Source organism: Nocardioides campestrisoli, from assembly GCF_013624435.2.
GTDB lineage: Bacteria > Actinomycetota > Actinomycetes > Propionibacteriales > Nocardioidaceae > Nocardioides > Nocardioides campestrisoli.
Window position 1 is genome coordinate 3,779,051 of the sequence record NZ_CP061768.1, and the last position, 25,259, is coordinate 3,804,309.

General features: G+C 74.9%; 24 protein-coding genes. 11 read left to right on the forward strand and 13 right to left on the reverse strand.

The genetic code is table 11. The annotated features are described in order from the left end of the window. The first annotated feature begins 11 nt into the window (after positions 1-11). A complete protein-coding gene (locus H8838_RS17855; RefSeq protein ID WP_185994437.1) occupies positions 12-1,793 on the forward strand; it encodes a carboxypeptidase regulatory-like domain-containing protein in 1,782 nt (593 codons plus the stop codon). Between the two features lie 6 nt (positions 1,794-1,799). Here the strand turns inward: H8838_RS17855 and H8838_RS17860 are convergent, their stop codons facing one another. The 4 genes from H8838_RS17860 to H8838_RS17875 all read right to left on the reverse strand — a co-directional run bounded on the left by H8838_RS17860 (position 1,800) and on the right by H8838_RS17875 (position 6,902). Further along, positions 1,800-3,269, reverse strand: coding sequence for a DUF7059 domain-containing protein (locus tag H8838_RS17860; protein WP_317983773.1), 1,470 nt, complete (start codon positions 3,267-3,269; stop codon positions 1,800-1,802). A 25-nt stretch (positions 3,270-3,294) separates the two neighbouring features. Continuing rightward, positions 3,295-3,819, reverse strand: coding sequence for a hypothetical protein (locus tag H8838_RS17865; protein WP_181311978.1), 525 nt, complete (start codon positions 3,817-3,819; stop codon positions 3,295-3,297). A gap of 150 nt (positions 3,820-3,969) precedes the next feature. After that, positions 3,970-6,357 (reverse strand): sodium-translocating pyrophosphatase, encoded by a 2,388-nt coding sequence (locus tag H8838_RS17870; RefSeq protein ID WP_224766237.1) that lies wholly within the window; start codon positions 6,355-6,357, stop codon positions 3,970-3,972. A gap of 209 nt (positions 6,358-6,566) precedes the next feature. Continuing rightward, positions 6,567-6,902, reverse strand: coding sequence for an STAS domain-containing protein (locus H8838_RS17875; protein WP_181311980.1), 336 nt, complete (start codon positions 6,900-6,902; stop codon positions 6,567-6,569). A gap of 122 nt (positions 6,903-7,024) precedes the next feature. On the opposite strand from H8838_RS17875, the gene H8838_RS17880 reads away from it, so the two are divergent. Both H8838_RS17880 and H8838_RS17885 read left to right on the forward strand, forming a co-directional pair. Beyond that, complete coding sequence (locus H8838_RS17880) at positions 7,025-9,373, forward strand: DEAD/DEAH box helicase (protein ID WP_185994434.1); 2,349 nt, start codon at positions 7,025-7,027, stop codon at positions 9,371-9,373. Between the two features lie 9 nt (positions 9,374-9,382). Further along, positions 9,383-9,700, forward strand: coding sequence for a hypothetical protein (locus tag H8838_RS17885; RefSeq protein ID WP_185994433.1), 318 nt, complete (start codon positions 9,383-9,385; stop codon positions 9,698-9,700). On the opposite strand, the gene H8838_RS20355 is transcribed toward H8838_RS17885, so the two are convergent. The 8 genes from H8838_RS20355 to ssd form a co-directional block, all read right to left on the reverse strand. Continuing rightward, a complete protein-coding gene (locus H8838_RS20355; RefSeq protein WP_185994432.1) occupies positions 9,612-10,070 on the reverse strand; it encodes an Rv3654c family TadE-like protein in 459 nt (152 codons plus the stop codon). The two genes, H8838_RS17885 and H8838_RS20355, sit on opposite strands and share 89 nt — an antisense overlap. Next, positions 10,067-10,402: a TadE family type IV pilus minor pilin gene (locus H8838_RS17895; RefSeq protein WP_263458197.1), complete on the reverse strand. Its 336-nt coding sequence runs from the start codon at positions 10,400-10,402 to the stop codon at positions 10,067-10,069. Before H8838_RS17895 ends, H8838_RS20355 begins: the two co-directional genes overlap by 4 nt. A 65-nt stretch (positions 10,403-10,467) precedes the next feature. Further along, a complete protein-coding gene (locus H8838_RS17900) occupies positions 10,468-10,701 on the reverse strand; it encodes a DUF4244 domain-containing protein (RefSeq protein WP_185994431.1) in 234 nt (77 codons plus the stop codon). A gap of 144 nt (positions 10,702-10,845) precedes the next feature. After that, entirely contained in the window at positions 10,846-12,120 is a 1,275-nt protein-coding gene (locus H8838_RS17905; protein WP_181311985.1) for a condensation domain-containing protein, read from the reverse strand. Positions 12,121-12,338: 218 nt separating this feature from the next. Next, complete coding sequence (locus tag H8838_RS17910; protein ID WP_224766239.1) at positions 12,339-13,082, reverse strand: type II secretion system F family protein; 744 nt, start codon at positions 13,080-13,082, stop codon at positions 12,339-12,341. Beyond that, positions 13,079-13,915: a type II secretion system F family protein gene (locus H8838_RS17915; RefSeq protein ID WP_185994430.1), complete on the reverse strand. Its 837-nt coding sequence runs from the start codon at positions 13,913-13,915 to the stop codon at positions 13,079-13,081. The genes H8838_RS17910 and H8838_RS17915 overlap by 4 nt, the downstream gene beginning before the upstream one ends. Before the next feature lie 17 nt (positions 13,916-13,932). Then, positions 13,933-15,087, reverse strand: coding sequence for a TadA family conjugal transfer-associated ATPase (locus tag H8838_RS17920; protein WP_185994429.1), 1,155 nt, complete (start codon positions 15,085-15,087; stop codon positions 13,933-13,935). Next, positions 15,075-16,160, reverse strand: coding sequence for a septum site-determining protein Ssd (gene ssd, locus H8838_RS17925; RefSeq protein ID WP_181311988.1), 1,086 nt, complete (start codon positions 16,158-16,160; stop codon positions 15,075-15,077). Before ssd ends, H8838_RS17920 begins: the two co-directional genes overlap by 13 nt. Before the next feature lie 142 nt (positions 16,161-16,302). On the opposite strand from ssd, the gene H8838_RS17930 reads away from it, so the two are divergent. Then, on the forward strand, positions 16,303-17,097 hold the full coding sequence (locus H8838_RS17930; protein ID WP_224766240.1) for an HAD family hydrolase: 795 nt from the start codon (positions 16,303-16,305) through the stop codon (positions 17,095-17,097). 306 nt (positions 17,098-17,403) lie between these two features. On the opposite strand, the gene H8838_RS17935 is transcribed toward H8838_RS17930, so the two are convergent. Next, positions 17,404-18,132: a Fic family protein gene (locus H8838_RS17935; RefSeq protein WP_181311990.1), complete on the reverse strand. Its 729-nt coding sequence runs from the start codon at positions 18,130-18,132 to the stop codon at positions 17,404-17,406. Between the two features lie 26 nt (positions 18,133-18,158). Here H8838_RS17935 and H8838_RS17940 point away from each other — a divergent pair, with 26 nt between their 5' ends. The 7 genes from H8838_RS17940 (at position 18,159) to H8838_RS17970 (ending at position 25,246) form a co-directional block, all read left to right on the forward strand. Beyond that, positions 18,159-19,118, forward strand: a complete 960-nt coding sequence (locus H8838_RS17940; protein WP_185994428.1) for a class I SAM-dependent methyltransferase — start codon at positions 18,159-18,161, stop codon at positions 19,116-19,118. 109 nt (positions 19,119-19,227) lie between these two features. Then, positions 19,228-20,532, forward strand: coding sequence for a calcium-binding protein (locus tag H8838_RS17945; protein ID WP_185994427.1), 1,305 nt, complete (start codon positions 19,228-19,230; stop codon positions 20,530-20,532). Between the two features lie 82 nt (positions 20,533-20,614). After that, a complete protein-coding gene (locus H8838_RS17950) occupies positions 20,615-21,427 on the forward strand; it encodes a hypothetical protein (RefSeq protein ID WP_185994426.1) in 813 nt (270 codons plus the stop codon). Between the two features lie 27 nt (positions 21,428-21,454). After that, positions 21,455-22,579 (forward strand): sensor histidine kinase, encoded by a 1,125-nt coding sequence (locus H8838_RS17955; protein WP_185994425.1) that lies wholly within the window; start codon positions 21,455-21,457, stop codon positions 22,577-22,579. Further along, positions 22,576-23,298, forward strand: a complete 723-nt coding sequence (locus H8838_RS17960; RefSeq protein WP_185994424.1) for a LytR/AlgR family response regulator transcription factor — start codon at positions 22,576-22,578, stop codon at positions 23,296-23,298. Before H8838_RS17955 ends, H8838_RS17960 begins: the two co-directional genes overlap by 4 nt. Next, a complete protein-coding gene (locus H8838_RS17965; protein ID WP_224766241.1) occupies positions 23,295-23,726 on the forward strand; it encodes a hypothetical protein in 432 nt (143 codons plus the stop codon). Before H8838_RS17960 ends, H8838_RS17965 begins: the two co-directional genes overlap by 4 nt. Next, complete coding sequence (locus H8838_RS17970; protein WP_224766242.1) at positions 23,723-25,246, forward strand: sodium/solute symporter; 1,524 nt, start codon at positions 23,723-23,725, stop codon at positions 25,244-25,246. Before H8838_RS17965 ends, H8838_RS17970 begins: the two co-directional genes overlap by 4 nt. Positions 25,247-25,259 lie beyond the last annotated feature (13 nt).

The following is a 25,259-nucleotide window of genomic DNA, read 5'->3' on the forward strand; positions in this document are numbered from 1 at the left end:
AGGGTGCGCGGGTGAATCAGCCGCGCCCGCCCGCCCGCACCTCGTCCTCCGGCCGATCGGGCCCGCTCGCCGCGCTGGTCACCACGCTCGTGGTCGCGCTGGTCACGGGCCTCGGTCTCGCCGGATCGACCGCCTCGGCGGACGACCCGGAATGGGGAGTCGTCGTCGGCGTGGCGCGGGACGCGGAGGGTGCCGCGTCCCCCGGCGTCGACGTCACGCTCCGGGGCGCCCTCGGGGAGACGTACCGCAGCGAGACCGAGTTCGACGGTCGCTGGGAGGTCGACGCCCCGGTCGGGAGCTACACGGTGACGCTCGCCGAGGAGAGCGACGTCTTCGTCACCCAGACCCTGCCCGGTCGGGTCACGGTCACCGCCAACACCACCGTGGAGGTCTCTCCCGTCACCCTCCAGCGCTACCCCCGGGGCACCGTCTCGGGGACGGTGAGCGACCGGGGCGGCGTCCTGATCGCCGGCGCGGACGTCGAGCTGCTCCGCCTCAGCGGGAGCCCGACGGACTTCGCCAGCGCCGAGGTCGTCCAGGCGACCACCACCGACGCGCAGGGAGCCTTCCGGTTCACCGACGTGCTGGTCGGCGACGGCCGCTGGTACACCGTGGGCGCCTCGGCGCCCGGGTTCCCGCTCGCCTACCTGGGCGGCGGCACCGACCCGCTGGCCGCCGACCCGCTGCCCGTGGGCGAGGACGTCACCGCCGACCTCACCCTCAAGGCCGCCCCTTCGGTGCGCGGCACCGTGTCCGCCCCCGACGGCGCCGGGCTGCGCGGGGTCGAGGTGCAGCTGCACCGCTGGGACGCCGCGCTGGGCGAGTTCGTGCTCGCCGGGCAGCAGACCAGCCGCAGCGAGGGCAGGTACGGCGTGGCCGTGCCGACCGCGGGTACCTACACCCTGTTCTTCGACGCCGGCTCCGGGAGCGCCGCCGAGGTCGCCGTCTCCGGGTGGCTGGGCGGTGCCGCGCCGACCGGGCCGACGTCCCCCGGCGTCTTCACCCACGACCCCGCCGCGGGGGACCTGCTGCGCGACCACACGCTCACCGCGCCGCTGCGGGTGCGGGGGCGCCTGACCGGCCCCACCGGCTCGCCGGTGGCCGGGGCGCAGGTCCAGGTGCTCGAGTGGGACGGGACGTTCTTCTCCCCCAACGGCGTGAGCGCCCCGACGTCGGCGGACGGCCGCTTCTCCGTGCGGGTGCCGGCCGGGGTCGTGGTCTCGCTGGCCTTCGTCGCGGCCGACGGCACCACCGTCTACCTGGGCGGTGGGAGCGACTACCCGGAGACCCCGACCCCGCAGAACAGCCTGCGCGGGGCGACGGTCGACCTCGGGACGCTGGTGGGCGGGGTGCTGCCGGTGGTCACGCCGACGCCGTCCCCGACTCCGTCCCCCACGCCCACGCCGACGCCGACGCCGACGCCGACGCCCACGCCCACGCCCACGCCCACGCCCTCTCCGTCTCCGACGCCCACGCCCGAGGCCGCGCCCACGGTGTCGATCAAGGCCCCGGGCACGATCCGTCGCAGCCGCACGCTCGTGGTCAAGGTGACGGTGGCGGCGTACGGCAACGGGAGCGTCGCGGGCCGGCTCCAGCTGCGGGTCGGCACCAAGGTGCTGGCCAAGGTGCAGGTCCCGGCGGGCGTGCAGCGCACGCTCCGGGTCAAGATCTCCGCCAAGGCGCTCGCCCGGGCCGCGAACCGCCGGGGCGTGGTCAAGCTGCGCGCCCGCGTCGTCCCGTCCGGGACCGCCCCCGCCGGCACCTCGCGCACGGTGAAGGTGCGGCTGCGCTGACCCGGGTCAGGCTCCGGTGAGGAACCCCTCGGCCACCAGCTCGGCGACCACCGGCAGGTAGGTCTCCCGGAGCCCGGCCGCGTCCTGGTCGAGCAGCGAGGCGACCGCGTCGAGGATCTGCCCGACCGTGAGCTCGCCGTCGCTGGCGCCGACCAGGGCGGCCTCGACGGTGTCGACCTGGCGGGCCCGGCGCAGGCCGCGCTGCTGGCGCAGCACGATCGTCTCCGGGTCGTCGGCGCCCGGGGTGCCCTGCGTCTCCTGGACGACGTCGCCCGGGGTGACCAGCCGGAGCGCGGCGAGGTCGTCGGTGCGGTGCAGCAGGTCCTGGGCGGCGGCCCAGCGCGCGGTGGCCGGGGCGATCGGCTGCTCGACCTCGTAGGGCCACTCCACGAGCTCACGTGCCGCGCCGCGGGTCGGGCCGTTCTTGCGCAGGTTGATCCAGCCGAAGCCGACGGCCTCGATGCCCTGCTCGTCGAACCAGCTCAGCCAGGTGTCGTAGCGGCGTACGTAGTCGGGGCCGCCGTGGTGCCCGGCGTCCTTGAGCCACAGCTCGACGTACGCCGTGGGGTCGAGCACCTCGCGCTGCACGACCAGGGCGTCGGTGCCCTCGGGCACCCACTCCTCCAGCCGCTCGGCCCACGGCCGGTCACGCTCGATCACCCAGTTGGCCAGCACCTGGCACCAGCCGCCGTCGTTGAGCAGGCCCGGCGCGGTCCGCACGATGTGCTCGACGACCCGGTCGCCCGGCAGCCCGGAGTCGCGGTAGACCAGCCGCTCGCCGGTCGCCGGCGAGATGACGAACGGCGGGTTGGTGGCGATCAGGTCGAACGTCTCCGACGCCACCGGCTCGAAGAACGAGCCGTCGCGCACGTCGATGCCCTCGACCTCGTTGAGCGCGGCGTTGAACCGGGTCATCCACAGGGCCCGGGGGTTGACGTCGGTGGCGACCACCCGGTCGCTGTGCGTGGCCAGGTGCAGCGCCTGGACCCCGCACCCGGTGCCCAGGTCCAGGGCGGAGCCGACCGGCTCGCGCAGCGTCATCTGGGCCAGCGACGTCGACGCCGGGCTGATCCCCAGCACGTGCTCGGCCCCGACCCGGTTCGGGGCACCGTCCAGCCCGGGGGTCAGGTCGCTGACCACCCACAGGTCGCGGCGCTCGGGGTCGTCGGTGGCGTAGGGGCGCACGTCCAGGCGCGCCGCCACCTCACCGACGGACTGCTCCAGCAGGCCCTCGACGGCCAGCCGGTCCACCAGACCCGGCAGCGCCTCCTCCGCCCGGGCGAGCGGCACGGGCACCTGGAGGAGGAACAGCCGGGTCAGGGTCTCCAGCGGCGAGCCCCCGCCGGTGGCCCGGGCCCCCGGGGCGGTCTCGTTGCGGGCCAGCGCGGCGTGGGCCTGCGGCCCCAGCAGGCCGGCGACGGCGTCGTAGGTGAAGTCGGCGGCCTGCAGGGCCTGGCGCAGCTGGGAGGCGAGCATGCCGCTCATCCTCCCAGAGGCGATCTCAGGAGGCGGACGGGCTGGGCTGCAGCTCCGACATGCAGCCCATCAGCGCGGCGGTGAGGTCGTTGTCGCCCATGCTGGCCTCCTGGCCCTCCACCATGGAGGTCACGAAGAAGTCGCGCAGGGTGTCGTCGGTGATGGCCTCTTCGACGCACTCCTTGCCGGCCTCGGGCAGCTCGGCGTCGGCGTTGATCTGGGAGATCAGCTCCTCGCGGAGGTCGACGCCGCAGTCGTCGAACTTCTCGTAGATCTCGTTGCCCTGCTCGTCGGTGAGGTCGAGCGAGGCGAAGTCCAGGTTGCCGGACTCCCCGGCGAACTCCTCGGCGCTGCCGGCCTCCTTGACCTTGTCGATCCCGACGACGTCGACGAAGCCCTCGCTGAAGCACTCGGCCTCGCCCTTGTCCATCGGCGAGTCGCCCTCGGCCAGCGTCTCGGCCATCGCGTCGACGTACGGCTTGGCCTCGTCGCTGCTGCCGTCGCCGTCGCCGCCACAGGCGGTCAGGACGAACGGGATGAGGATGGTCATGGCGACCGGGACGAGACGACGACGCATAGGAGAACAGCCCTTCGATGAGGGCGCGCGCATCACGCCCGACTCCGGCCGACTATAGGGGAGGTGCGGTGAGGTCGCACCCTCCTCGCCGCCCCCTGGGCGCGCCGCTGGGCGCCCGGGACCTTAGTCCTCCGGGGCCACCTGGGGCTGGGTGGTCTGGCTGCCCCCGTGACTGCCACCGTGGCTGTCTCCCGGGCTGTCCCGGTGGCCGCTGCTGTGCCCGCCGAAGGCCGACGAGCCGCCCTCGTCGCCGTCGTCGGCGATCGCCACCTGGCGCTGCTTGGAGAGCCAGACCGCGACCACGATGATCGCCACCGCGGCCAGGGCGATCAGGATCCGCGCCACGTCGTTCTGGTCCTCGCCCACGCTCAGGGAGACCACCGCGCTGGCGATCAGCAGCGAGACCAGGTTCATCACCTTGATCAGCGGGTTGATGGCCGGCCCGGCGGTGTCCTTGAACGGGTCGCCGACGGTGTCGCCGATGACGGTGGCGGCGTGCGCCTCCGAGCCCTTGCCCCCGTGGTGCCCGTCCTCGACCAGCTTCTTGGCGTTGTCCCAGGCGCCGCCGGCGTTGGCCAGGAAGACGGCCATCAGGGTGCCGGTGCCGATCGCGCCGGCCAGGAAGCCTGCCAGCGCGGTCACGCCCAGGCCGAAGCCGACCGCGACCGGGGCGAGCACCGCCAGCAGTCCCGGTGCGACCAGCTCGCGCAGCGAGTCACGGGTGACGATGTCGACCACCCTGCCGTACTCCGGGCGGGTGGTGCCCTCCATGATCCCGGGGATCTCCCGGAACTGACGGCGCACCTCGAAGACCACGGCGCCGGCCGCCCGGCCGACGGCGCTGATCGCGAGCCCGGAGAACAGGAAGACGACCGCGGCGCCGAGGAGCACGCCCACCAGGACGGCGGGGTTGAAGACCTGGAAGCTGAGCAGGCCGAGCTCGTCCTCGGTGGGCCGGGCCTCCGCCAGCGCCTCGGCGACCGAGGTGGCGTAGGAGCCGAACAGCGCGGTCGCGGCGAGCACCGCCGTGGCGATCGCGATGCCCTTGGTGATCGCCTTGGTGGTGTTGCCGACCGCGTCGAGCTCGGTGAGGATCTGCGCCCCCTCCTCGTCGACGTCGCCGGACATCTCCGCGATGCCCTGGGCGTTGTCAGAGACCGGGCCGAAGGTGTCCATCGCGACGATCACGCCCACCGTGGTGAGCAGGCCGCAGCCGGCCAGGGCGACGGCGAAGAGCGAGACGGTCAGCGCCGCCCCGCCCAGCAGGTAGGCGCCGAAGACGGCAGCGCCGATCACCACGGTCGTGTAGACGGCCGACTCGAAGCCGACCGAGAGACCCGAGAGGATGACCGTGGCCGGGCCGGTGAGCGAGGTCTTGCCCACGTCCTTGACCGGACGGAACTCGGTGCCGGTGTAGTAGCCGGTCAGCGCCAGGATCCCGGCCGACATCACGATCCCGATCACCACCGCGGCGGAGGCGATGAACCGGGGGTCGCCGTCCAGCCCGGCGAAGGCCAGGCCGAAGTCGGCGAAGGAGGAGGGCAGGTAGAGGTAGGAGAGGATCACCGAGGCGACCGCGCCGACGGCCGCGGAGACGTAGAAGGCGCGGTTGATCGTGGTCAGGCCGTTCTCCCCGGCCCGCGGACGGGTGAGGAAGACACCCAGGACGGCGGTCAGCGCGCCGATCGCGGGGATCAGCAGCGGGTAGACCAGGCCCTTGTCGCCGAAGACCTGCGAGCCGAGGATGAGCGCGGCCACCAGGGTCACGGCGTACGACTCGAAGAGGTCGGCGGCCATGCCGGCGCAGTCGCCGACGTTGTCGCCCACGTTGTCGGCGATGGTCGCGGCGTTGCGCGGGTCGTCCTCGGGGATGCCCTGCTCGACCTTGCCCACCAGGTCGGCGCCGACGTCGGCGGCCTTGGTGAAGATGCCGCCGCCCACGCGCATGAACATCGCCAGCAGGGCGGCACCGAAGCCGAAGCCCTCCAGCACGTGCGCCGCCTGGTCGCGGTAGATCAGCACCACCGTGCTGGCGCCCAGCAGGCCGAGACCCACGGTCGCCATGCCCACGAACGCGCCGGTGCGGAAGCCGATCCGCATCGCCGGGTCGCGTCCCTCGGCCTGGGCCGCGGCTGCGACCCGCAGGTTGGCTCGGACCGCCAGCGACATGCCCAGATAGCCGATGGCGGCGGAGAAGGCGGCGCCGAGCAGGAAGAAGACGGAGCGCCCGATCCGCACGGAGAGGTCGTCGGCCGGCAGCACCAGGAGCACGAAGAAGGCGATCGCGGCGAACACCGCCAGGGTGCGGAACTGCCGGGCCAGGTAGGCGTTGGCACCCTCCTGGACCGCCAGGGCGATGGCGCGCATGGCTGGCGACCCCTCGCTGGCCGCCAGCACCTGGCCGCGGAAGACCGCGGCCATCGCCAGGGCGGCCAGCGCGATCACCAGCACCGCGACCACCAGCGCCAGGTTTCCTCCGGAGAGGTCTGGCGCGAAGAGTTCCGTCTGCATCCCGAGCATCTGCGTCCTCCGTCGTCACAGGCGTCGTGCCGTGGCCGGAGTCTAGCCAGATGTGACGCCTGTCACGTAGTGATTCGCAGCGTTCGTGGACCAGGAGTCACCGACCCAGCGTCAACGACCGGAACGGACGCACCCGGACACGACTCGACCGCCCGCCCCGGAGGGCGAGCGGTCGAGTGCTGGATCGAGTACCGGGAGGGTCAGCCGGCCAGCGCGCTGGTCTGGTCCTCGTGGATGGCGAACACCTTCGCCAGCCCGGTGATCCGGAAGATCTTCAGCAGCCGGTCCTGGTTGCACACCAGCGCCAGCGACCCGTCGTGGGCGCGCACCTTCTTCAGGCCGCCCACCAGGACGCCCAGGCCGGTGGAGTCCAGGAACTCCACGTCCGCCAGGTCGATCACGAGGTCGTACACCCCGGCGCCGACCAGCTCGGTGATCTTGTCGCGCAGCTTGGGGGCGGTGTAGACGTCGATCTCGCCCCCGACCGCGACGACGGTCTTGCCGTCGATGTCGCGGGTCTCAAGAGTCAGGTCCACGTCGTGCTCCTCGGCCTTTCCGCGGGAATCAAGCACTGGGGCAGGAACGCCGCCGTGCTGCTTGCGCAAGATATCAAACCACGCTTCGTCACCTGTCGGCCTCCCTTGTCACACTTCTGGATGTGGCTCCTCCTCCTTCTCCCAGCACGGCCCGCGTCCCCCGGCGCCGGACCGGCGACCTCCTGGCCCGCCTGGGCCACGTCCCCGGACGGGAGGAGCGGCTGCGGCACGTGCAGGTGGTCCCGGCCCGCGACGCGGTCACGGAGCCATGGCCGGCCTGGTCGCACCCGGAGGTGCGGGCCGCCTTCGAGCGACGCGGCATCCGCGCACCCTGGCGCCACCAGGTCGTGGCCGCCGACGCGGTGCGTGCCGGCCAGCACGTCATCCTGTCCACCGGCACGGCGTCGGGCAAGTCGCTCGCCTACCAGCTCCCCGCCCTGACCGCCGTGCTCGAGGCGCGGGGTTCGCGCGACCAGCGCGGCGCGGGCGTGCTCTACCTCTCCCCCACCAAGGCGCTGGCCCACGACCAGCTGGCCGGGCTCCAGGAGCTCCGGACGGGGGTCCGGGCGACCACCCACGACGGTGACAGCAGCCGCGAGCAGCGCGACTGGGCCCGCGACCACGCGGAGTACGTGCTGACCAACCCCGACATGCTGCACCGCTCCCTGCTGCCCGGACACAGCCGCTGGGCCAAGTTCCTGGGCTCGCTGCAGGTCGTGGTGGTCGACGAGTGCCACCACTACCGCGGCGTCTTCGGGGCGCACGTCGCCCAGGTGCTGCGTCGGCTGCGGCGGGTCTGCGCGATGTACGGCGCGTCCCCCACCTTCGTCCTGCTCTCGGCGACCGTGGCCGAGCCGGCCGAGTCCGCGCACCGGCTGACCGGCCTCGACGTGCTGGCCCTGACCGCCGACCACTCCCCGCACGGCGAGCTCACCCTGGGGCTGTGGGAGCCGCCGCTGACCTCGTTCACGGGCGAGAACGGTGCCCCGGTACGCCGCGCGGCCTCCTCGGAGACCGCCGACCTGCTGGCCGACCTGGTTGCCGAGGGGGTCGCCACCCTGGCCTTCGTCCGCTCCCGGCGCGGGGTGGAGCAGGTGGCGGTGCGGGCCGCCGAGCTGCTCGGCGAGGTCGCTCCCGAGCTGCCCACGCAGGTGGCGGCCTACCGCGGCGGCTACCTCCCCGAGGAGCGCCGCCAGCTCGAGTCAGCCCTGCGGGCCGGACGGCTCACCGGCCTGGCCGCCACCAACGCCCTCGAGCTGGGCATCGACATCAGCGGGCTGGACGCGGTGCTGCTCGCCGGCTTCCCGGGGACCAGGGCGGCCATGTGGCAGCAGATCGGCCGGGCCGGGCGCGAGGGGCAGGACGCGCTGGCGGTCCTGGTCGCCCGCGACGACCCGCTGGACACCTACCTGGTCGCCCACCCCGAGAGCCTGTTCGGCGCCCCGGTCGAGGCGACCGTCTTCGACCCGGACAACCACTACGTGCTGGCCCCGCACCTGTGCGCCGCGGCGTACGAGGCCCCGCTGACCGAGGCCGACCTGCCGCTCTTCGGCCCCTCCGCGGCGGCCGCGGTGCAGGGGCTGACCGACGCGGGGCTGCTGCGGCGCCGCCCCCGTGGCTGGTACTGGACCGACCGGAGCCGGCCCAGCGACGTGACCGACATCCGCTCCACCGGCGGGTCGCCCTTCCAGCTGGTCGAGGGCTCCAGCGGACGGGTGGTGGGCACCGTGGACGCCTCCAGCGTGCACGGGACGGCGCACCCCGGCGCGGTCTACCTGCACCGCGGCGAGTCCTGGCTCGTCGGCGAGCTCGACCTGGAGGACCGGGTGGCCACCATGGAGCGCACGGACGTGCCGTGGACCACCGCGGCGCGGGAGACCACGGAGATCAGCATCGTCGCCGAGCGCGAGCACGAGTACTGGGGCGACTGCCGGCTCTCCCTCGGCGAGGTCGACGTCACCCACCAGGTCGTCTCCTACCTGACCCGTCGCCAGCCCAGCGGCGAGGTGATCGCCGAGACGCCGCTGGACCTCCCGCCCCGCGACCTGCGGACGACCGCGGTGTGGTGGCAGGTGCCCGACCACGTGCTGGACTCCGCGGGCCTGGCGGCCGCCGACCTGCCGGGCAGCGCGCACGCGGCCGAGCACTGCTCGATCGGGCTGCTGCCGCTCTTCGCGACCTGCGACCGCTGGGACATCGGCGGCGTCTCCACCGCCCGGCACCCCGACACCGGCGTGCTCACCGTCTTCGTCCACGACGGCCACCCGGGCGGGGCGGGCTTCGCCGAGCGCGGCTACCGCTCGGCGCGGCGGTGGCTGACCGCGACCCGGGACACGATCGCGGCGTGCGAGTGCGACGAGGGCTGCCCGTCGTGCATCCAGTCCCCCAAGTGCGGAAATCAGAACAACCCGCTGGACAAGGCCGGCGCGACCCGCCTGCTGGACCTATTGCTCGACCAGGCTGCCCGCTAGGTTGGCCCTATGGTGGCTCTGGGGCTCGTCCTGATCATCGTCGGCGCGATCGCGATCCTGGCGGCGCTCTTCGTGAGCGAGGGGCGCGCCGAGCTGCTGGGGATGGACCTGACCGCGCTCACCATCTTCCTGATCGGGGCGGCGGCCGGCGCCTGCGTGATCTGGGGCATCAGCATCCTGCGGTGGGGCACCCGCCGCAGCATTGCCGCCCGGCGCGAGCGCAAGGAGCTGCGCAACCTCAACGCCAAGCTCGACCGGGCCCGTTCGGAGGGGGCCGAGGAGGAGCGCGGCAGCGAGCCACGGAGCGACGGCGGCCCGACCGTCTGACCGGACCGGCTCGGGCCCGGCCACGGAGCTCGGCCACGACCGGCAGCAGCGGGGGCGCGCCGACCTCCACCTCCAGGACCACCTCCTCCCCCTCGGTCCGGCACGACCTCAGCGTGGCCCCGTTGGCGGAGGCCACCTCCGCCGCACGCGGGCACGGGGGCGCTCCCGTGAGCAGCGCCTGCGCGGCGGCCAGCGCCGCCAGGTCGGCCGCCCCCTGTGCCCGCCGGTGCGCGTGCAGCAGCCCACCGACCCCGGCCACGCCTACCGCCACCGTGAGCAGCACGCCCACCATCGCGACCACCAGGACGGTCGCGGCTCCCCGCTCGTCGCGCGGCTGCCTCAGTCCCCGCGCGCCGCGCTGCCACCTCATTCCGCCTCGCCCTCCTCCTCGGCGGCGACGGCCTCCGCCTGGAGCCGGGCCCCGGGCAGCGCGCCGAGCAGCCCGTCGGCCTCGAGGATGGCCCTGACCCGGACCACCACCAGGCCGTCGGAGCGCCCGACGTCGATCCGGGCGCCCGGCGGGGCGACCCGTCCTCCCCACTCCCGGGCCCGTGCCTCGGACTCGCCCCGGGCGAGCGCCCGCGCCACCTCGCGGGCGGCGTCGACGACGCGCAGCTGCGCCACGCCGAGGGAGAGCATCCAGACCAGCGCGAGCACCACGGCCAGCAGCACCGGGATGCCCATCGCCAGCTCGGCGGTCACGGACCCGTGCTCGGTGCGGCTCCCTGCTCGGCCGCCTGGGCGGGGATGACGGGTCGCCCCGGACCTCACCCGATGCCCAGCAGCTCGAGGACGTGCTTGAACAGCGTCTTGAGCAGGTTGTCGCCGAACCCGCCCGTGAGCATCTTGTAGAGCAGCCCCGCCAGGCCGGCGCCCGCCGCGGTGCCCACGGCGTACTCCGCGGTGGTGATGCCCTGCTCGTCGCGGCGGCGCCTGCGCGCCCGCACCCCGGCGGGGCCGCCCCGCGTGCCCCGTCCCACCCTCGTGATCGTCTTCCGCATCCTCGCTCCTCGGTGTCGCAGCCACCGGACGTGGCCGACCGGCACCAGCCTCGGGACTCGACGGCGGGCGCGCGGGCGAGGTGCTGCGAGCCTGTGGAGCAACGGGCGCGGGAGGCGGCTGTGGACGAGTCGCGGCCCGGCGGGTCACTGCGGCTGCAGGACCTCCGACGCGGCGAGCTCGGCGAGCAGCGCGCGGCGCATGGTGACGGTCAGGGTGGCCACCCAGGCCGAGCAGGCGGGGATGGCGGGGTGACGGGCCTCGAAGACCGTCCCCTTGGGCAGGCAGGTGATCCAGGCGTGCATCTGGTCGTCGGCGGGCACCCGGCCCAGCAGGGCCCGGGACTCGTTGAGCATCCAGCCCTCCGCCGGGCTCCGGCGGTGGTCGACGAAGCCCAGCACGAGCGACGGCTCCCGCAGGTCGGGCAGCAGCCGGTGGACCAGCGGCGTGGGGATCGCCCCGTGCGCGGACCGGTCCCGCGCGGCGACCACCTGCCGGCAGACGGTGCGCAGCTCGGCGGTGGGGTCGACGGTGAGCAGCAGCGGCACCACGGCCGCGTACCAGCCGACCGACCTGGCGTGCTCCGGCGGACGGCCGGGGACCTTCAGCAGACCGGCCAGCTCGTAGGGTCCCGGCCCCTCCTGGTCGGCGATGGCGCGCAGCATCAGCGCGATCAGCACGGTCTCCAGGTCCGTCCCCCAGCGCCCGGCCAGCTCGTCGAGCTCGGCCGTCTCGCCCGGCGTGGCCAGCGGCATGGAGACCAGCTCGTGGCCCCACCGCCCGCCTCGCGAGACCCCGGAGGAGAGCGGCAGCCCGGCGGCGTCCCCGGCCTGCGCCACCTCGCGCCAGACGTCCATCCGCGGGTCCTCCGCGGTCAGCCCGGCGAGCCGCGCCTGCTCGCCGGCGGCATGGTCCAGGTGGCTGGGGGGCGCCGCGGGGACCGGCCCCGGCCCGTCGCCCCGGGCGTAGGCGGCGTGCAACAGCGGCAGCTCGTCGAGGGCGGCATGCATCGAGACGAGGTCGAAGGTGACGTGGTCGAACGCCGCGAACAGGGTGAGCGAGTCCTCCGACTCCACGGTGACGAACCCGGCCCGGGGCCACACGTGCGGCTGAGCGCTGGCCGTCAGGTGCTCGACCAGGCAGTCGTGGGCCTCCGCCGCGGCCAGGTCGTCCCCGAGCGGAAGGGCGACGAACTCCACCTCACCGGGTGCCAGCAGCCGGCGGAAGAACTCGCCCCCGAGCCGCTCGTAGTCGCACCGCAGGCTCTCGTGGCGGTCGAAGAAGCTGGCCAGGGCGGCCGGCACCGCGTCCTCCGCGCCCGGCACGAGCCGGCCGGAGAGCCCGATCCACGGCGCCTCGGCCGGATCGGGACGCGGGCTGCCCGAGGCGGCCAGCAGGTGCTGGCGCTGGTCGACGGTCACGGGTCGCTCGTCAGGTGGGCTGACCCCGAGCGCCTTGGCGCACCGGTCGGACGGCACCCATGCCGTGACCCTCCCGGGGCGCACGTGCGCGGCGCCCAGATGTGTCGTACGCACCCGGCCCTCCCTGCTGGGTCCCCGTCACCCGAAAAAAGCCTCAACAGCGTTGACGAGGCATCACAGAGTCCCGGGCGACCCACTGGCTGTCAAGGGTCCCGTGCTCACCGCGCTCCCAGCTGGGCGGCGAGACCTGCCACGACAGGCACAACGCCCAACAGCAGGAAGCCGGGCAGCAGGCACAGCCCCAGGGGCAGAGCGGCCCAGACCCCGACGCCGCGGGCCCGGTCCTCGGCGGCCGCTCGTCCCTCCTGGGCGAGCTGGACGGCCAGCGCCTCCACCGTGTCGCTGACCGGCGCGCCGGTCTGGTGCGCCCGGGCCAGGGCCCTGCCGAGCACGGCGATGCCCGGCTCCTCGGCGAGCTCGTCCCACACCGTCGCCGGGTCCATGCCGAGCGCCAACCTGGCCCGAGCGCCGGCGAACGCCTCCGCCGCGGCCCCCGGGAGTGCGGCGCAGGCGCCGGCCAACGCCGCGGAGGGCGGCGCGCCCGCGCGGAGGCCCGCCGCCATCAACCCGACCAGGTGGGGCAGCTCGCGGGTCGCCTGCACCCGGGCCCGGCGGACCGCGGGTGGCTCCGAGCGCCCCAGCAACCGCCAGCAGACGACGGCGACCAGCACCGCCGACGGCAGGCCGAGCGGTCCGCCGACGAAGAGCCACGCCCCGGCTCCGGCGAGCGCCGCCACGACCGCTCGACGTACCGGGGAGCGTCCCCCGGCGGCCCGGCCCGCCGCCTGGGCGCCCGCGCCGTACCCGGGCGGATCGTACGGCGGCCGGAGGCTCGGTCGCGGGCTCCGGACGAGGAGCATCGCCGCCCCCAGGGCAAGCCCCGCCAGCAGCGCCGGGCTCACAGCTCGCGCTCCACCGAGCCGGCGATCGACTCGATCCACCACAGCCCGGCGACCTCCAGCACCAGCCCCGCGGCCAGGCACAGGGTCCCGGCGGTGGTGGTCAGCAGGAACTGCCACGATCCGCCGCCCGTGCCCTGGGCCGCGACCAGCGCCAGGACCGGCAGGGCGACCAGCAGCCGGGCCGTCGACCGCGCCGAGGCGAGCTCGGAGCCCACCACCCGCCGGGTGGCCCGGGCGGCTCGGAGCCCTTCCCCGACCCGGGCCAGCGCGTCCGCCAGGCCGTCGCCGCTGCGGTGGGCCACCTGCCAGGCTCCGGCCACCAGCCGCAGGTCCCGGTGCCCTCCGCGGCGCAACGCCCCGGGCACGTCGGCGCCGAGCCGTGCCGCCCGCACCGCCGGGTCCAGCGCGGAGCAGCCCTGAGCGGCCAGCTCCAGCGCCCGCTCCGCGCTCCGTCCGGCCCGCAGCTCGTCGGCCAGCACCAGGCAGGCCTCGAGCACCTGCTCGGCGAGCTGCGCCGCCGCCCGGCGCTGCCGTCCCCGCCGCCACAGCAGCACTCCGGCGCACCCCAGCGCGGTCGCGATCGCCCCGTGCAGCAGCGCCCTCGCGCCGGTCGCGGCGGAGTCGCCCGAGCTCTCGCGCAGACCCGGCACCAGCGTCGCAGCCAGCAGCCCGACCACCAGGAGAGCCGTCAGGGCCAGGGCCGGCGCCGGTGGCCGGACCCACGTCCGGGGAGCCGTCGCGCCGGGCGGCGGGGACGGGAGCGCCGCCCACCGGACCGGCAGCAGCAGGGCGGCCCCCGCGGCGGCCAGGACGACCGTCAGCCAGATCTCCACCGAGGGCCCCGAGCCGGTCACAGGCGGCGGGCCAGGTCGTCGGCGGCTGGGCCCTCGGCCAGGGTCCCGTCGGCGGCGAAGGTCAGGGCGGTGACCATCCGGGTCCCGTCCTGCCCGCGGGACGGCACGGCGACCTCTGCGAGGCGGCGTACCCCGTCCTCGCCCCGGACGACGTGCAGCACCAGGTCGACGGCCGCGCCGAGCTGGCTCATGGCCGCGTCCCGGCCGAGGCCGGCCGTGACCGCCAGCGCCTCGATCCGGGCGGTCACCTGGGTCGCGGCGTTGGCGTGCAGCGTCCCTGCACCACCCTCGTGCCCGGTGTTCATCGCGGCCAGCAGATCGACCACCTCGCCCCCGCGCACCTCCCCGACGACCAACCGGTCAGGGCGCATCCTCAGGGCCTGGCGCACGAGCAGCCGCAGATCCACGGCACCGCGGCCCTCGACGTTGGCCGGCCGAGCCTCCAGCGCGACCACGTGCGGGTGCTCGGGTCTCAGCTCCGAGGAGTCCTCGACCAGGACGATCCGCTCGGTGGGCGGCACCAGCCCCAGCATGGTCGCCAGCAGCGTGGTCTTCCCCGACCCGGTGCCGCCGCTGACCAGGAAGGCCAGCCGCCGGGCGACCACGTCGCCGAGCAGCCGGGCGCCGGGGGCGGTGAGCGCCCGGTTGGTCACGAGGTCCTCCAGGGCGAACGCCCGGGCCCGGGGCACCCGCAGCGAGATCAGCGTCCCGGGACGCGCCACCGGCGCCAGGACCGCATGGAACCGGGTGCCGTCGGGGAGCCGGACGTCGCACCACGGGGTGGCGTCGTCGAGGCGGCGCCCGCCCAGGCCCGCGAGGCGTTGGGCGAGTCGGCGCACCTCGGCCTCGTCGACCAGCTCCACGTCGGTGCGCTCCAGGCCGCGGCCCCGGTCGACCCAGACCGGCCCGGCGCCGTTGACCAGGACGTCGGTCACGGACTCGTCGTCGATCAGCGGCTCCAGCACACCGACGCCGAAGGCACTGCGGCGCAGCAGGTCGTGGATCGCCCGCACCGCGTCGTCGCCCACCGGGCGGCCCTGGCGCCGGAGCACGTCGGCCACCCGGTGAGGCGTGAGCTCGCCGTGCTCGCGGGCCAGCTGCTCGCGGACCGCCTCGACGATCTCCGGCGCGGTCGCGCTCAGGCCGCCCACGGCTCTCCCAGCCCGGCGAGCAGCTCCGCGGCGGCCCGCGCGAGCGGCCCACGCCGGCCACGGGCAGGTCCGAGCCCCAGCTCGACGGCCTCCTCGAGGCCCCGCTGGTCGAGCATCTGCACCAGCACCGGCGCGCCCACGGTCCGCTCCACCGAGCCCGGCGAGAGCCCGCGGCCGCGCAGCACCAGGGCGGCGCGGTCACCCCGCCCCTCCAGGACACGGGCGGTGGCGGCGACGCTGGTCAGCGTCGGGCGCAGCACCACGAGCAGCCGGTCAGCGCGGGTGACGACCTCCTCGACCAGCTCGCCGGAGCGGCGCGGCAGGTCGACCACCACCAGGTCGTGGACCCGGCGAGCCGCGGCCAACGCCTCCCGGACCACCTCGGGAGCCGGAGGGACCGGCGTACCGGGGCCCCAGGTGAGCACGCCGAGCCCGTCGCGACCGGGGACGGCGTCCCGCAACGAGACGCCGCTGAGGCGGCCGGTGGCGCCGGCGAGCGCGGACCAGCCCAGGCCGGGCTCGCCGTCGAGCCCCAGCACCCGGTCGACCCCCGGACCGCCCGGGTCGGTGTCGACCACCAGCGCCGGGCCGCTGCGGACGGCGACCTGGGCAAGCGCACACGCCAGGGTGGTGGCCCCGGCACCACCCGACCCGGCCTGGACCGCCAGCACCCGGCCCCGGCGCCGGGCCACCACCAGGTCGGACATCAGCCCTGCCAGCCAGTCGCCGGCCTGGTCCACCCGGAGCACCGCCTCCGCACCGAGCTCGACCGCGCGGCGGAACTCGCCCTCCTCCGGGTCGGCGCAGCCCACGAGGTGGACCCCGGGCCGCCGGGGCGGGCGGAGCAGGGCCAGTCGGCCCGCCAGGTCGAAGCCCACCAGCACCACCGACGCGCCCGGCCACTCGGCCAGCGCCGCCGCCTCGCCCCCGGCGACCCGCGGCATCACCCCCGCACCGGCAGCCAGCCGGTGCACCTCCTCGACCAGCCGCGGGTCCCGGCTGACGACCAGCAGCCCGCCCGCGCCCGCATCCCGCCCCGCATCCGCATCGCTCTGCGCCCCCGTCTCAGCCATGCACCGACTCTGGCGGGGCATGGTCCTGGGAGGCGCCGTCCAGGTCCCGGGCTGTGGACGAACCGGCGAGCGGGCGGGCCTGTGCAGGGCCACGGGGCCGTTTCCCGGTGCCGGGCAGCACCCCCGACCTACGATGGAGCACATGCCCAGCTCCACTGCGGCCTTCTTCGACCTCGACAAGACGATCATCGCCCGGTCGAGCACGCTCGCGTTCAGCCGCCCGTTCCAGGCCGGCGGACTCATCACCCGCCGCGCGATGCTGCGCTCGGCCTACGCGCAGTTCGTCTACCTGGTCGGCGGCGCCGATCACGACCAGATGGAGCGGATGCGCCTGTTCATGTCCAAGCTGGTCGCCGGCTGGGACGTCGCCACGGTCCGCGAGATCGTCGCCGACACCCTGCACAACGTCGTCGACCCGATCGTCTACGACGAGGCCGTCGAGCTGATCGAGGAGCACCACGCCGCCGGGCGCGACGTGGTCGTGGTCTCCGCCAGCGGCCTCGAGGTCGTCGGACCGATCGCGGAGATGCTGGGCGCCGACCGGGTCGTCGCGACCCGGCTGGAGATCGTCGACGGCAAGTACTCCGGCGACATCGAGTACTACGCGTACGCCGAGGAGAAGGCGCGGGCGATCGAGTCGCTGGCCCATGAGTGCGGATACGACCTCGCCGAGAGCTACGGCTACAGCGACTCCGTCACCGACGTGCCGATGCTCCAGGTGGTCGGGCGACCGTTCGCGGTCAACCCGGACAAGGAGCTGCGTCGGATCGCGACCGAGCGCGGCTGGCCGGTGCTCACCTTCAGCCGCCCGGTGGCGCTGCGCTCCCGCGTGGGGCTGCCCGGCAAGCCGGCGCTGGCCGCGCTGGCGGTCGGCGGCGTGGTAGCCGTCGGCGGCTACGTGTGGGCGAGCGCCAAGCGGCGTCACGGACCGGCCTGAGCGTCGCTCCAGGCTCCCGCCAGGCTCCCGGCGGGCCGGCTCGAAGCGCGCCCGACCGATATCCGCACAGCGTGCTGGGGGCCACGTCCGCCGGGCTTGCGTGCCCCCGGGGAGGGGCGTAGAACAGAGAGCAGAACTCCGGAGTACAGCACGTGCGCCGGGTACCCACGCGGCGATCCACCCTTCGCAAGGGAGATGGTCCCGGCGGGAGACTGCTGGGCCACAACTCAGAGATGCACGCCTGGTAGCCCGGCGCACGTGTCAGCAGCGGCACCCGATCCAGAAGGCTCGGGTGCCGCTCGCATCTCAGCCCGCGGAGCGGCGCAGCGGGCTCGCCTCGGCGCCTGCGGCGTACGCCTCGGCGGCGTACAGCGCCCAGGCGTGCACCCCGCGCTCCCCGCCGTCGCGGTAGGCGCGCAGGTTGGACTCGTACTGGGGCCGCAACGCGAGGTGGCCGGCCTCGGGGACGACCAGCGACTTGGCGTCCACCCCGCGGGCCACCAGCACCAGCCGCTCCACGGCCCGGGCGACGATCCCGTTGTGGGAGGGGAACGGCGCAGCGGTGGCGAGGTCGGCGTGCACGAGCGCGGCCACCAGCAGGGCCGGGGCCTCGGTGGGGGCGAGCAGCAGCTCGGAGACCCTCCGCAGCCGGTCCGCCGAGGCCTGGTCGCGGGGGCGACCGCGCTGGTCCTCGGGCAGCGAGGTCGCCGAGGCGACCGCGTGCAGCCGGGCCAGCGCCTGCAACGGCGACGTGGAGAGCGCCGGCGCGGTGGAGAGCAGCACCGCGGAGAGCCGCAGCGCGTCCTGGGCGACCTGGTCGCCGCGCCCTTCGGCCAGGTCGGCCAGCTCACTGGCGGATCCCTCGAGCACCGCCGAGGCGTGGGCGCCGCGCATCAGCGACTCCGCCGTGGTCTCCGGGGAGGTACGCCGTAGTCCGCGGTCTCGCAGCATCACGTCGATGCCGTCGCGGGTGGCGGCGTACGCCGAGGAGACGCCCTCGAGCTGCGTCAACCAGGCCAAGGGGTCCGTGCTCACTCCTCCACGCTAGTAGCCTGGGGCCAATGACCAGCGAGCAACCCCCGGACCGGGCCCCCCTCACGCGCGACGAGGCACGGGTCTACCACCGCGGGAGCCCGGACTACTCCCGGGAGGTCGCGGACTGGCTGGTCGGCGGGTCCGCCCGCAGCGTGCTCGAGCTGGGCGCCGGGACGGGTCGGCTGACCCGTCAGCTGGTCGCCGCCGGCCACGACGTGCACGCGACCGACGCCGAGCCGGCGATGCTGGAGGTGCTGCTGGAGCAGCTGCCCCGGGGCGCCCGCGCGCCCCGCACCAGCACCTGCCGGGCCGAGGAGCCGGGAGTCCCGGACCGCTCGGTCGACGTGGTGGTCTGCGCGGAGTCGTTCCACCTCTTCGAGACCGAGCCCGCCCTGGACGCGATCGCGCGGACGCTGCGCCCCGGCGGCCACCTCGCGCTGGTCTGGCACGAGCGCGACGAGCGGATCCCGTGGGTGCGTCGGCTGGGCCGCCTGCTCGACGGCCCGGACGCCGAGCGCCCCCCGGTGCACGACCAGCTGGTGCACTCCCCGCTCTTCAGCTTCGTGGAGGAGAAGACCTTCAAGGCCTGGCAGGACATCAACGCCGAGTCGGTCCGCGACCTGGTGCTCTGCCGCCCGCACGTGGCCAGGCTCGACCCCGCCGCCCAGGAGGACCGGGTGGCCGAGGTGCTCGACCTGTACGCCGAGTACGGCCGCGGCATGGACGGCATGCAGCTTCCGCACCTGGTGCGCTGCCTGCGCACCCAGGTCGTGCACCAGCCGGGACTCTTCCGCACCGACGACGATCCGGCGGCGAGCGAGTCGGCCGCGGAGCCGGAGGACGGAGCGGTCGAGGCCGGCCCGGACGTCCCGGCCGACCGGTCGGACCGGTCGGACCGGTCGGAGGCGGCCCGGCGGGCGCGCAGCCTGGAGACGTTCCGCTCCGACGGCACGGACACCGACATGCTGCTGATCGACTTCCGCTGATCTGAGCGCGATCTGCTCGGGCGGGGTTTGAGCGACCCGCCGGCGAGGCATGCTCGGAGGACCGACGGCGTCCGGTGCCGACGGTCGTCCAGTCTCGAGGGGGATCTTGATGAGTGTCCGCATCCCGTCCAGGAGCCGGCTGCTCGCCGGACTCGCCGCCACCTGCCTCGGCGCGAGCGGCCTCGCCGCCGTCGGGGTCGGCCCGGCGTACGCGGTGGAGACCTGCCGCGGCGCCGCCGCCACCGTCGTCGGCACCCCGGGCGTGCCCCTCACCGCGACTCCCGGCAATGACGTGGTGGTCACCAACGGCGCCTCGGTGGTCAGCGCCCTGGGCGGTGACGACCTGGTCTGCGTGACCGGCGGGACGCCGTACGTCGACACCGCGACGGGCGACGACGTGGTCGACACCATCAGCGCCGGCGACGCCCCGGCGAGCGTCTTCCTCGGCGCGGGATCGGACCGGTTCTTCGGCGGCGAGGGCGCCGACACCGTCGGCACCCACGGCGAGGGCCTGGTGGCCGACGTGGACGCCGACACGCTCCTCACCGGCGGCGGCGACGACGTGGTGGCCTCCGGCGCGCCCGGCCAGCCCAACGCCGACACCGTCGACCTCGGGCCGGGCAACGACCGGCTGGCGCTGCGCGGGGTGACCGCCCGCACCGCCGGCAGCATCTCCGGCGGGCGCAACAGCGACACCCTCGACCTCGACCTGTCCGGCAGTGCCTCCTGGTGGATCCACAACGGCAAGGGGGTGGCCAACCGCAACGAGAAGCGCCAGCACAACTGGGTGGCCTTCGAGCAGTTCGACCTGGTCCCGACCGCCGGCCGGTTCATCTTCCGCGGCTCGCCGAGCAACGAGCGGCTCCGCTACACCGACGCCTCCGGCGGTCCCGTGGGCTCGGTGCTGGTCACCATGGACGCGGGCAACGACCACGTGGAGGCGGCTCCGCAGGCGGCCACCGACAGCCGGTACGACGGCGGCGAGGGCCGCGACGAGCTCGAGATCTCCTCGCCCGGCGAGCGCCTCACCGTCGACCTCGGTGCCGGCCAGGTGCTGCGTGGCGGGCGCAAGCGCGGCGCGTTGGTCGCCACCGCCACCGGTTTCACCGACGCCACCGTGTGGGCGCGCAACGCCACCGCGAAGGGTGACGGCCAAGGCAACCGGCTCAGCGTCGGCGGGTGCACCGTGCGGGCGTACGGCCTCGGTCGGGGTGACGTGCTCAAGCGGCTCGACAGCCCCGCGTACGGCTGCGGCAAGCGCTCGAAGATGCTCGGCGGCCCCGGGCGGGACAAGCTGGTCGGCGGCGAGGGCCGCGACAAGCTCTACGGCGGACCGGGCCGCGACAAGGCCGTCGGCGGGCCCGGCCGTGACCTGTGCCAGGCCGAGAAGCGGAAGTCCTGCGAGCGCCGCTGAGCCCGGTCGCGCACCGGCCCACAACTTTCCTGGTCCCGGCGGCGTCTCACTGCCGTCCACCCCGTACCACCAAGGAGCTCGCATGCGCGTCCGCCCTGTCCTCGTCCTCACCGCCGGAGTCCTGGCGGCCTCCAGCCTCGTCGCCGGCGCCTCGGCCAGCACGACGACCACGGCGGTGGCCGGCACGGAGCACTACGGCTGCTGGTTCGCGGAAGCGACGCTGACCGGCACGGGCGAGCTGGTCGGCACCGAGGGCCGCGACGTCATCGTGGCCACCCCGCCCGCGACCGTGCGGGCGCTCGGCGGCGACGACGTGATCTGCGTCGAGGACGACGCTGGGGAGGGCGCCGTCCAGGTCTTCGCCGGCTCCGGCGACGACGAGGTGACGGTGCTGACCTACACCTCCGCCGCAGGCGACACCTTCGTCGGCGGCCGCGGCCGGGACTACCTCAACCTGGGCAGCCTGGACGGCCAGCTCTCCCTCGACCTGGCCCGCGGCGAGGTGCACACCGACGAGTCCCTGAGCGGGCCGGCCGAGGCCACCGCGACCGGGTTCGAGGACGCGTGGCTGCTGGCCGCGCGGGCCGTCCTGCTCGGCACCTCCGGACCGAACCGCCTCTCCCTCACCGGCTGCGACCTCAAGGCGACCGGCGGCAGGGGCAGCGACCGGATCTCGCGGTTGGCGGACAACTACCACGAGCTCTACACCAACGACTTCTTCGACAACTGCCCGGACGGGATGCGGGCCCGGTTCAGCGGCGGCCGGGGCCGCGACCGGATCCTCGGCAGCCTCGGCGACGACCGGCTGATCGGCGGACGCGGACGCGACCGGATCGACGGCTGGAGCGGGAAGGACCTGTGTCGCGCCGAGGTCACCAAGCGCTGCGAGCGATGAGGGCGCCCGCCCAGTAACCTGCGTCACATGAGCGTGTGGCCGCGGTTCCTCCGACGTACGCCGCTGGGCACCGAGGCCGACCGCGCCACCTTCCACACGCTGCACACCGCCTCGCTCGCCTCCCCCGCGCTGCGCGAAGGGCTCACCACCACCAGCGCCGAGCGGTCGGTCAAGCACCTGCGGGCGCTGCTGGGCTCCCCGGCGGTCGCGCTGACCGACACCGCCGGCGTGCTGGCCTGGGACGGGGTGGGCAGCCACCACACCGACCAGGTGCCGGACCTGCTGCGCCCGGTCTTCGAGCACGGCGGCACCCGCACGGCGGACTCCGGCGACCTCGCCTGCGTGGATTCCACCTGTCCGGTCCGGCACGCCATCGCCACCCCGCTGGTGGTCGAGGAGCGGATGGTCGGCGCCCTGCTGGCCTTCGCTCCCCAACCCACGGCCGGGCTGCTGCTGGCCACCCACGAGGTCGCCCGGTGGGTCAGCGGGCAGCTCGAGCTCGCCGAGCTCGACGCCCAGCGGACCCGGGCGATGGAGGCCGAGGTGCGTGCCCTGCGCGCGCAGATCAGCCCGCACTTCATCTACAACTCCCTCGGCGCGATTGCCAGCTTCGTCCGGACCGACCCCGACCGGGCGCGCGAGCTGCTGCTGGAGTTCGCCGACTTCACCCGCTACTCCTTCCGCAGCCACGGCGAGTTCACCACCCTGGCCGAGGAGCTTCGCTCGATCGAGCGCTACCTGCTGCTCGAGCAGGCCCGGTTCGGCGACCGGCTGCGGGTGACCCTGCAGATCGCCCCCGAGGTGCTGCCGGTGACGGTGCCGTTCCTGTGCATCCAGCCCCTGGCCGAGAACGCCGTCCGCCACGGGCTGGAGGCCGCCGAGGGGGTGGGCCACCTGAGCATCGTGGCCCGCGACCTGGGCCAGGAGTGCGTGATCGAGGTGGAGGACAACGGCGTCGGCGAGGACCCCGAGCGGGTACGCCGCGCCCTGGCCGGCGACGAGGCGCTCGACTCGGTAGGGCTGGGCAACGTCGACGCCCGGCTGCGCAACGCCTTCGGCGACGACTACGGCCTGGTGGTCGAGACCGCCCGGGGCGCCGGGACCAAGGTGACCGTGCGGGTGCCGAAGTTCGCCCCGGGGGTGCACGCATGAGCCAGGAGCCGGGCGGGCTGCGCGTCCTGGTGGTCGACGACGAGCAACCCACCCTGGACGAGCTCTCCTGGCTGCTCTCCCGCGACCCCCGGGTGGTCGAGGTGCTGACCTGCGACTCCGCCACCCAGGCGCTCAGGGTGCTGCGCGAGCACGAGGTCGGGGCGGTCTTCCTCGACATCTCGATGCCGGGGCTCACCGGGCTGGAGATGGCGCAGGTGCTCGCCCGGTTCAAGGCACCGCCGCCGATCGTCTTCGTGACCGCCTCCGAGCAGCACGCGGTCGAGGCCTTCGAGCTGCGCGCCGTCGACTACGTGCTCAAGCCGGTCCGGGAGGACCGGCTCGCCGAGGCCGTACGCCGGGTGGTCGAGGGCGGCGCCGGGCCGCAGGCTCCCGGCGACGAGCAGGTCCCGGTCGAGCGCGGCGGGGTGACCCGGTTCGTCAGCCGCAGCGACATCACCCACGTGGAGGCCCAGGGGGACTACGCCCGGCTGCACACCGACTCCGACTCCTACCTGGTCCGCACCCCGCTCTCCAGCCTGGAGTCCGAGTGGGGGGCGGCCGGGTTCGTCCGGATCCACCGATCCCTGCTGGTCTCCCTGCCCCACGTCCGCGAGCTGCGGATGGACCAGGGCCGCTGCACCGTCGTGGTCGGCGGGGTCGAGCTCGCGGTGAGCCGCCGGCACACGCGGGCGCTGCGCGAGCTGCTGGTGCGGCGATGAGCCCGGCGCCGCCCGAACGGGTCCGGGTCACCGGGCCGCCTCGGCGTACCGGAGCGGCACGGCGACCAGGCACCCCCGACATCGACGCGGGCACCCGGGTCGGCGACATCCTCATGGGCAGCCTGGTCGGCGAGCAGCGCCGCCTGGCCCTGGGCGTGCTGCTGGTGCTGGCGCTGACGGTCGGCGCGCTGCCGCTGCTCTTCCACCTGGCCCCGCACCTGGCCGAGGTGCGACTGCTCGGGGTGCCGATCCCGTGGCTGCTGCTGGGGGTGCTCGTCTACCCGCTGCTGCTGCTGCTGGGCTGGGTCTACGTCCGCCGGGCCGAGGCCAACGAGGCCGACTTCGCCGACCTGGTCGCCGGGACGCTGCCGGCGCGAACGGCGGATGAGGCCGAGTGCGCGCCGGACGGGCAGGCGGACGCCCGGTGATCGACTCCTGGTCCGGGCTGACCGGCGTGGTGCTGGTCTCGCTGACGACCCTGGCGATCGGCACCTGGGGGCTGCGGATCTCGCGCACCACCAGCGACTTCATGGTCGCCTCCCGCACGGTGCGTCCCGGGCTGAACGCCTCGGCGATCGGCGGGGAGTACCTCTCGGCCGCCTCCTACCTCGGCGTCGCGGGACTGGTGCTGACCTTCGGCGCCGACATGCTCTGGTATCCCGTTGGCTGGACCGCCGGCTACCTGGTGCTGCTGGTCCTGGTCGCCGCCCCGCTGCGCCGCTCGGGCGCCTACACGCTGCCCGACTTCGCCGAGGCCCGGCTGCAGTCCCGGGCGGTCCGGGCGGTCTGCTCGTTGCTGGTGGTGGTGATCGGCTGGCTCTACCTGCTGCCCCAGTTCCAGGGGGCCGGGCTCACGCTGCGCTCCGCGGTCGGCGCACCCCCGTGGGTGGGCACGCTGGTGGTGACCCTGGTGGTGCTGGCCAACGTGACCTCGGGCGGCATGCGCTCGATCACCTTCGTCCAGGCGTTCCAGTACTGGCTCAAGCTGACCGCCCTGCTGGTGCCGGCCGCCGTGCTCCTGGTGGTCTGGGTCGGCGACGGGGCGGTCAACCCGGCCGGGGCCGGCACCCCGGACGGGTCCGGCGGCTGGTCGATCCCGCTGGGCGAGGGCGGACCCCAGGGGCTCTACGTGACCTACTCGCTGATCGTGGCGACCTTCCTGGGCACCATGGGGCTGCCGCACGTGGTGGTCCGCTTCTACACCAACCCCGACGGGCGGGCGGCCCGACGTACGACGCTCGTGGTGCTGGGCCTGCTCGGCCTCTTCTACCTGCTGCCGCCCGTCTACGGCGCCCTGGGCCGGGTCTACGCCGCCGAGCTGGCCGAGACCGGCGGTGCCGACTCGCTGGTGCTGGAGCTGCCCCGGCTGATGCTGCCCGGCCTGGGTGGGGAGGTGCTGACCGGCCTGCTCACCGCCGGCGCGTTCGCCGCCTTCCTCTCCACCGCCTCGGGGCTGACCATCGCGGTGGCCGGCGTGCTCGGCCAGGACGTGACCGGGCGGAGGTACGGCGGGCGCCGCCTCTCGGGGGTGGCCGCCTTCCGGGTGGGCGCGGTGCTCGCGGTGGTGGTGCCCGGGGTCCTCGCGCTCACCGCGGCCGACGTGGGGCTGGCCCGGGTGGTCGGCCTGGCCTTCGCGGTCGCGGCCTCGACGTTCTGCCCGCTGCTGGTGCTGGGCATCTGGTGGCGGGGGCTGACCGCGCCGGGGGCGATCGCCGGCCTGGTGGTGGGCGGGCTGGGCTCGGGGTTCGCGGTGGTCTGGACGCTGGTGACGACCGCGACCACCGGCTGGACGACCGTGCTGCTGGGGCAGCCGGCCGCCTGGAGCGTCCCGGCGGCGTTCGCCACGATGGTGCTGGTCAGCCGAGCCACCGCGGGCCGCTCCCGGGTCGACGCCCGCCGGTTCATGGTGCGGCTGCACACCCCTGAGGCGGTCGACCTGGAGCGCTAGCGACCATCGACCT

Excerpts from the sequence above, each read along its gene's own strand:
- H8838_RS17860 (WP_317983773.1), bottom strand. The coding sequence starts at position 3,269 with ATGCTCGCCTCCCAGCTGCGCCAGGCCCTGCAGGCCGCCGACTTCACC.
- H8838_RS17865 (WP_181311978.1), bottom strand. The coding sequence starts at position 3,819 with ATGACCATCCTCATCCCGTTCGTCCTGACCGCCTGTGGCGGCGACGGC.
- H8838_RS17870 (WP_224766237.1), bottom strand. The coding sequence starts at position 6,357 with ATGCAGACGGAACTCTTCGCGCCAGACCTCTCCGGAGGAAACCTGGCG.
- H8838_RS17885 (WP_185994433.1), top strand. The coding sequence starts at position 9,383 with ATGGTGGCTCTGGGGCTCGTCCTGATCATCGTCGGCGCGATCGCGATC.
- H8838_RS20355 (WP_185994432.1), bottom strand. The coding sequence starts at position 10,070 with ATGAGGTGGCAGCGCGGCGCGCGGGGACTGAGGCAGCCGCGCGACGAG.
- H8838_RS17900 (WP_185994431.1), bottom strand. The coding sequence starts at position 10,701 with ATGCGGAAGACGATCACGAGGGTGGGACGGGGCACGCGGGGCGGCCCC.
- ssd (WP_181311988.1), bottom strand. The coding sequence starts at position 16,160 with ATGGCTGAGACGGGGGCGCAGAGCGATGCGGATGCGGGGCGGGATGCG.
- H8838_RS17930 (WP_224766240.1), top strand. The coding sequence starts at position 16,303 with ATGCCCAGCTCCACTGCGGCCTTCTTCGACCTCGACAAGACGATCATC.
- H8838_RS17940 (WP_185994428.1), top strand. The coding sequence starts at position 18,159 with ATGACCAGCGAGCAACCCCCGGACCGGGCCCCCCTCACGCGCGACGAG.
- H8838_RS17945 (WP_185994427.1), top strand. The coding sequence starts at position 19,228 with ATGAGTGTCCGCATCCCGTCCAGGAGCCGGCTGCTCGCCGGACTCGCC.
- H8838_RS17950 (WP_185994426.1), top strand. The coding sequence starts at position 20,615 with ATGCGCGTCCGCCCTGTCCTCGTCCTCACCGCCGGAGTCCTGGCGGCC.
- H8838_RS17955 (WP_185994425.1), top strand. The coding sequence starts at position 21,455 with ATGAGCGTGTGGCCGCGGTTCCTCCGACGTACGCCGCTGGGCACCGAG.
- H8838_RS17960 (WP_185994424.1), top strand. The coding sequence starts at position 22,576 with ATGAGCCAGGAGCCGGGCGGGCTGCGCGTCCTGGTGGTCGACGACGAG.
- H8838_RS17965 (WP_224766241.1), top strand. The coding sequence starts at position 23,295 with ATGAGCCCGGCGCCGCCCGAACGGGTCCGGGTCACCGGGCCGCCTCGG.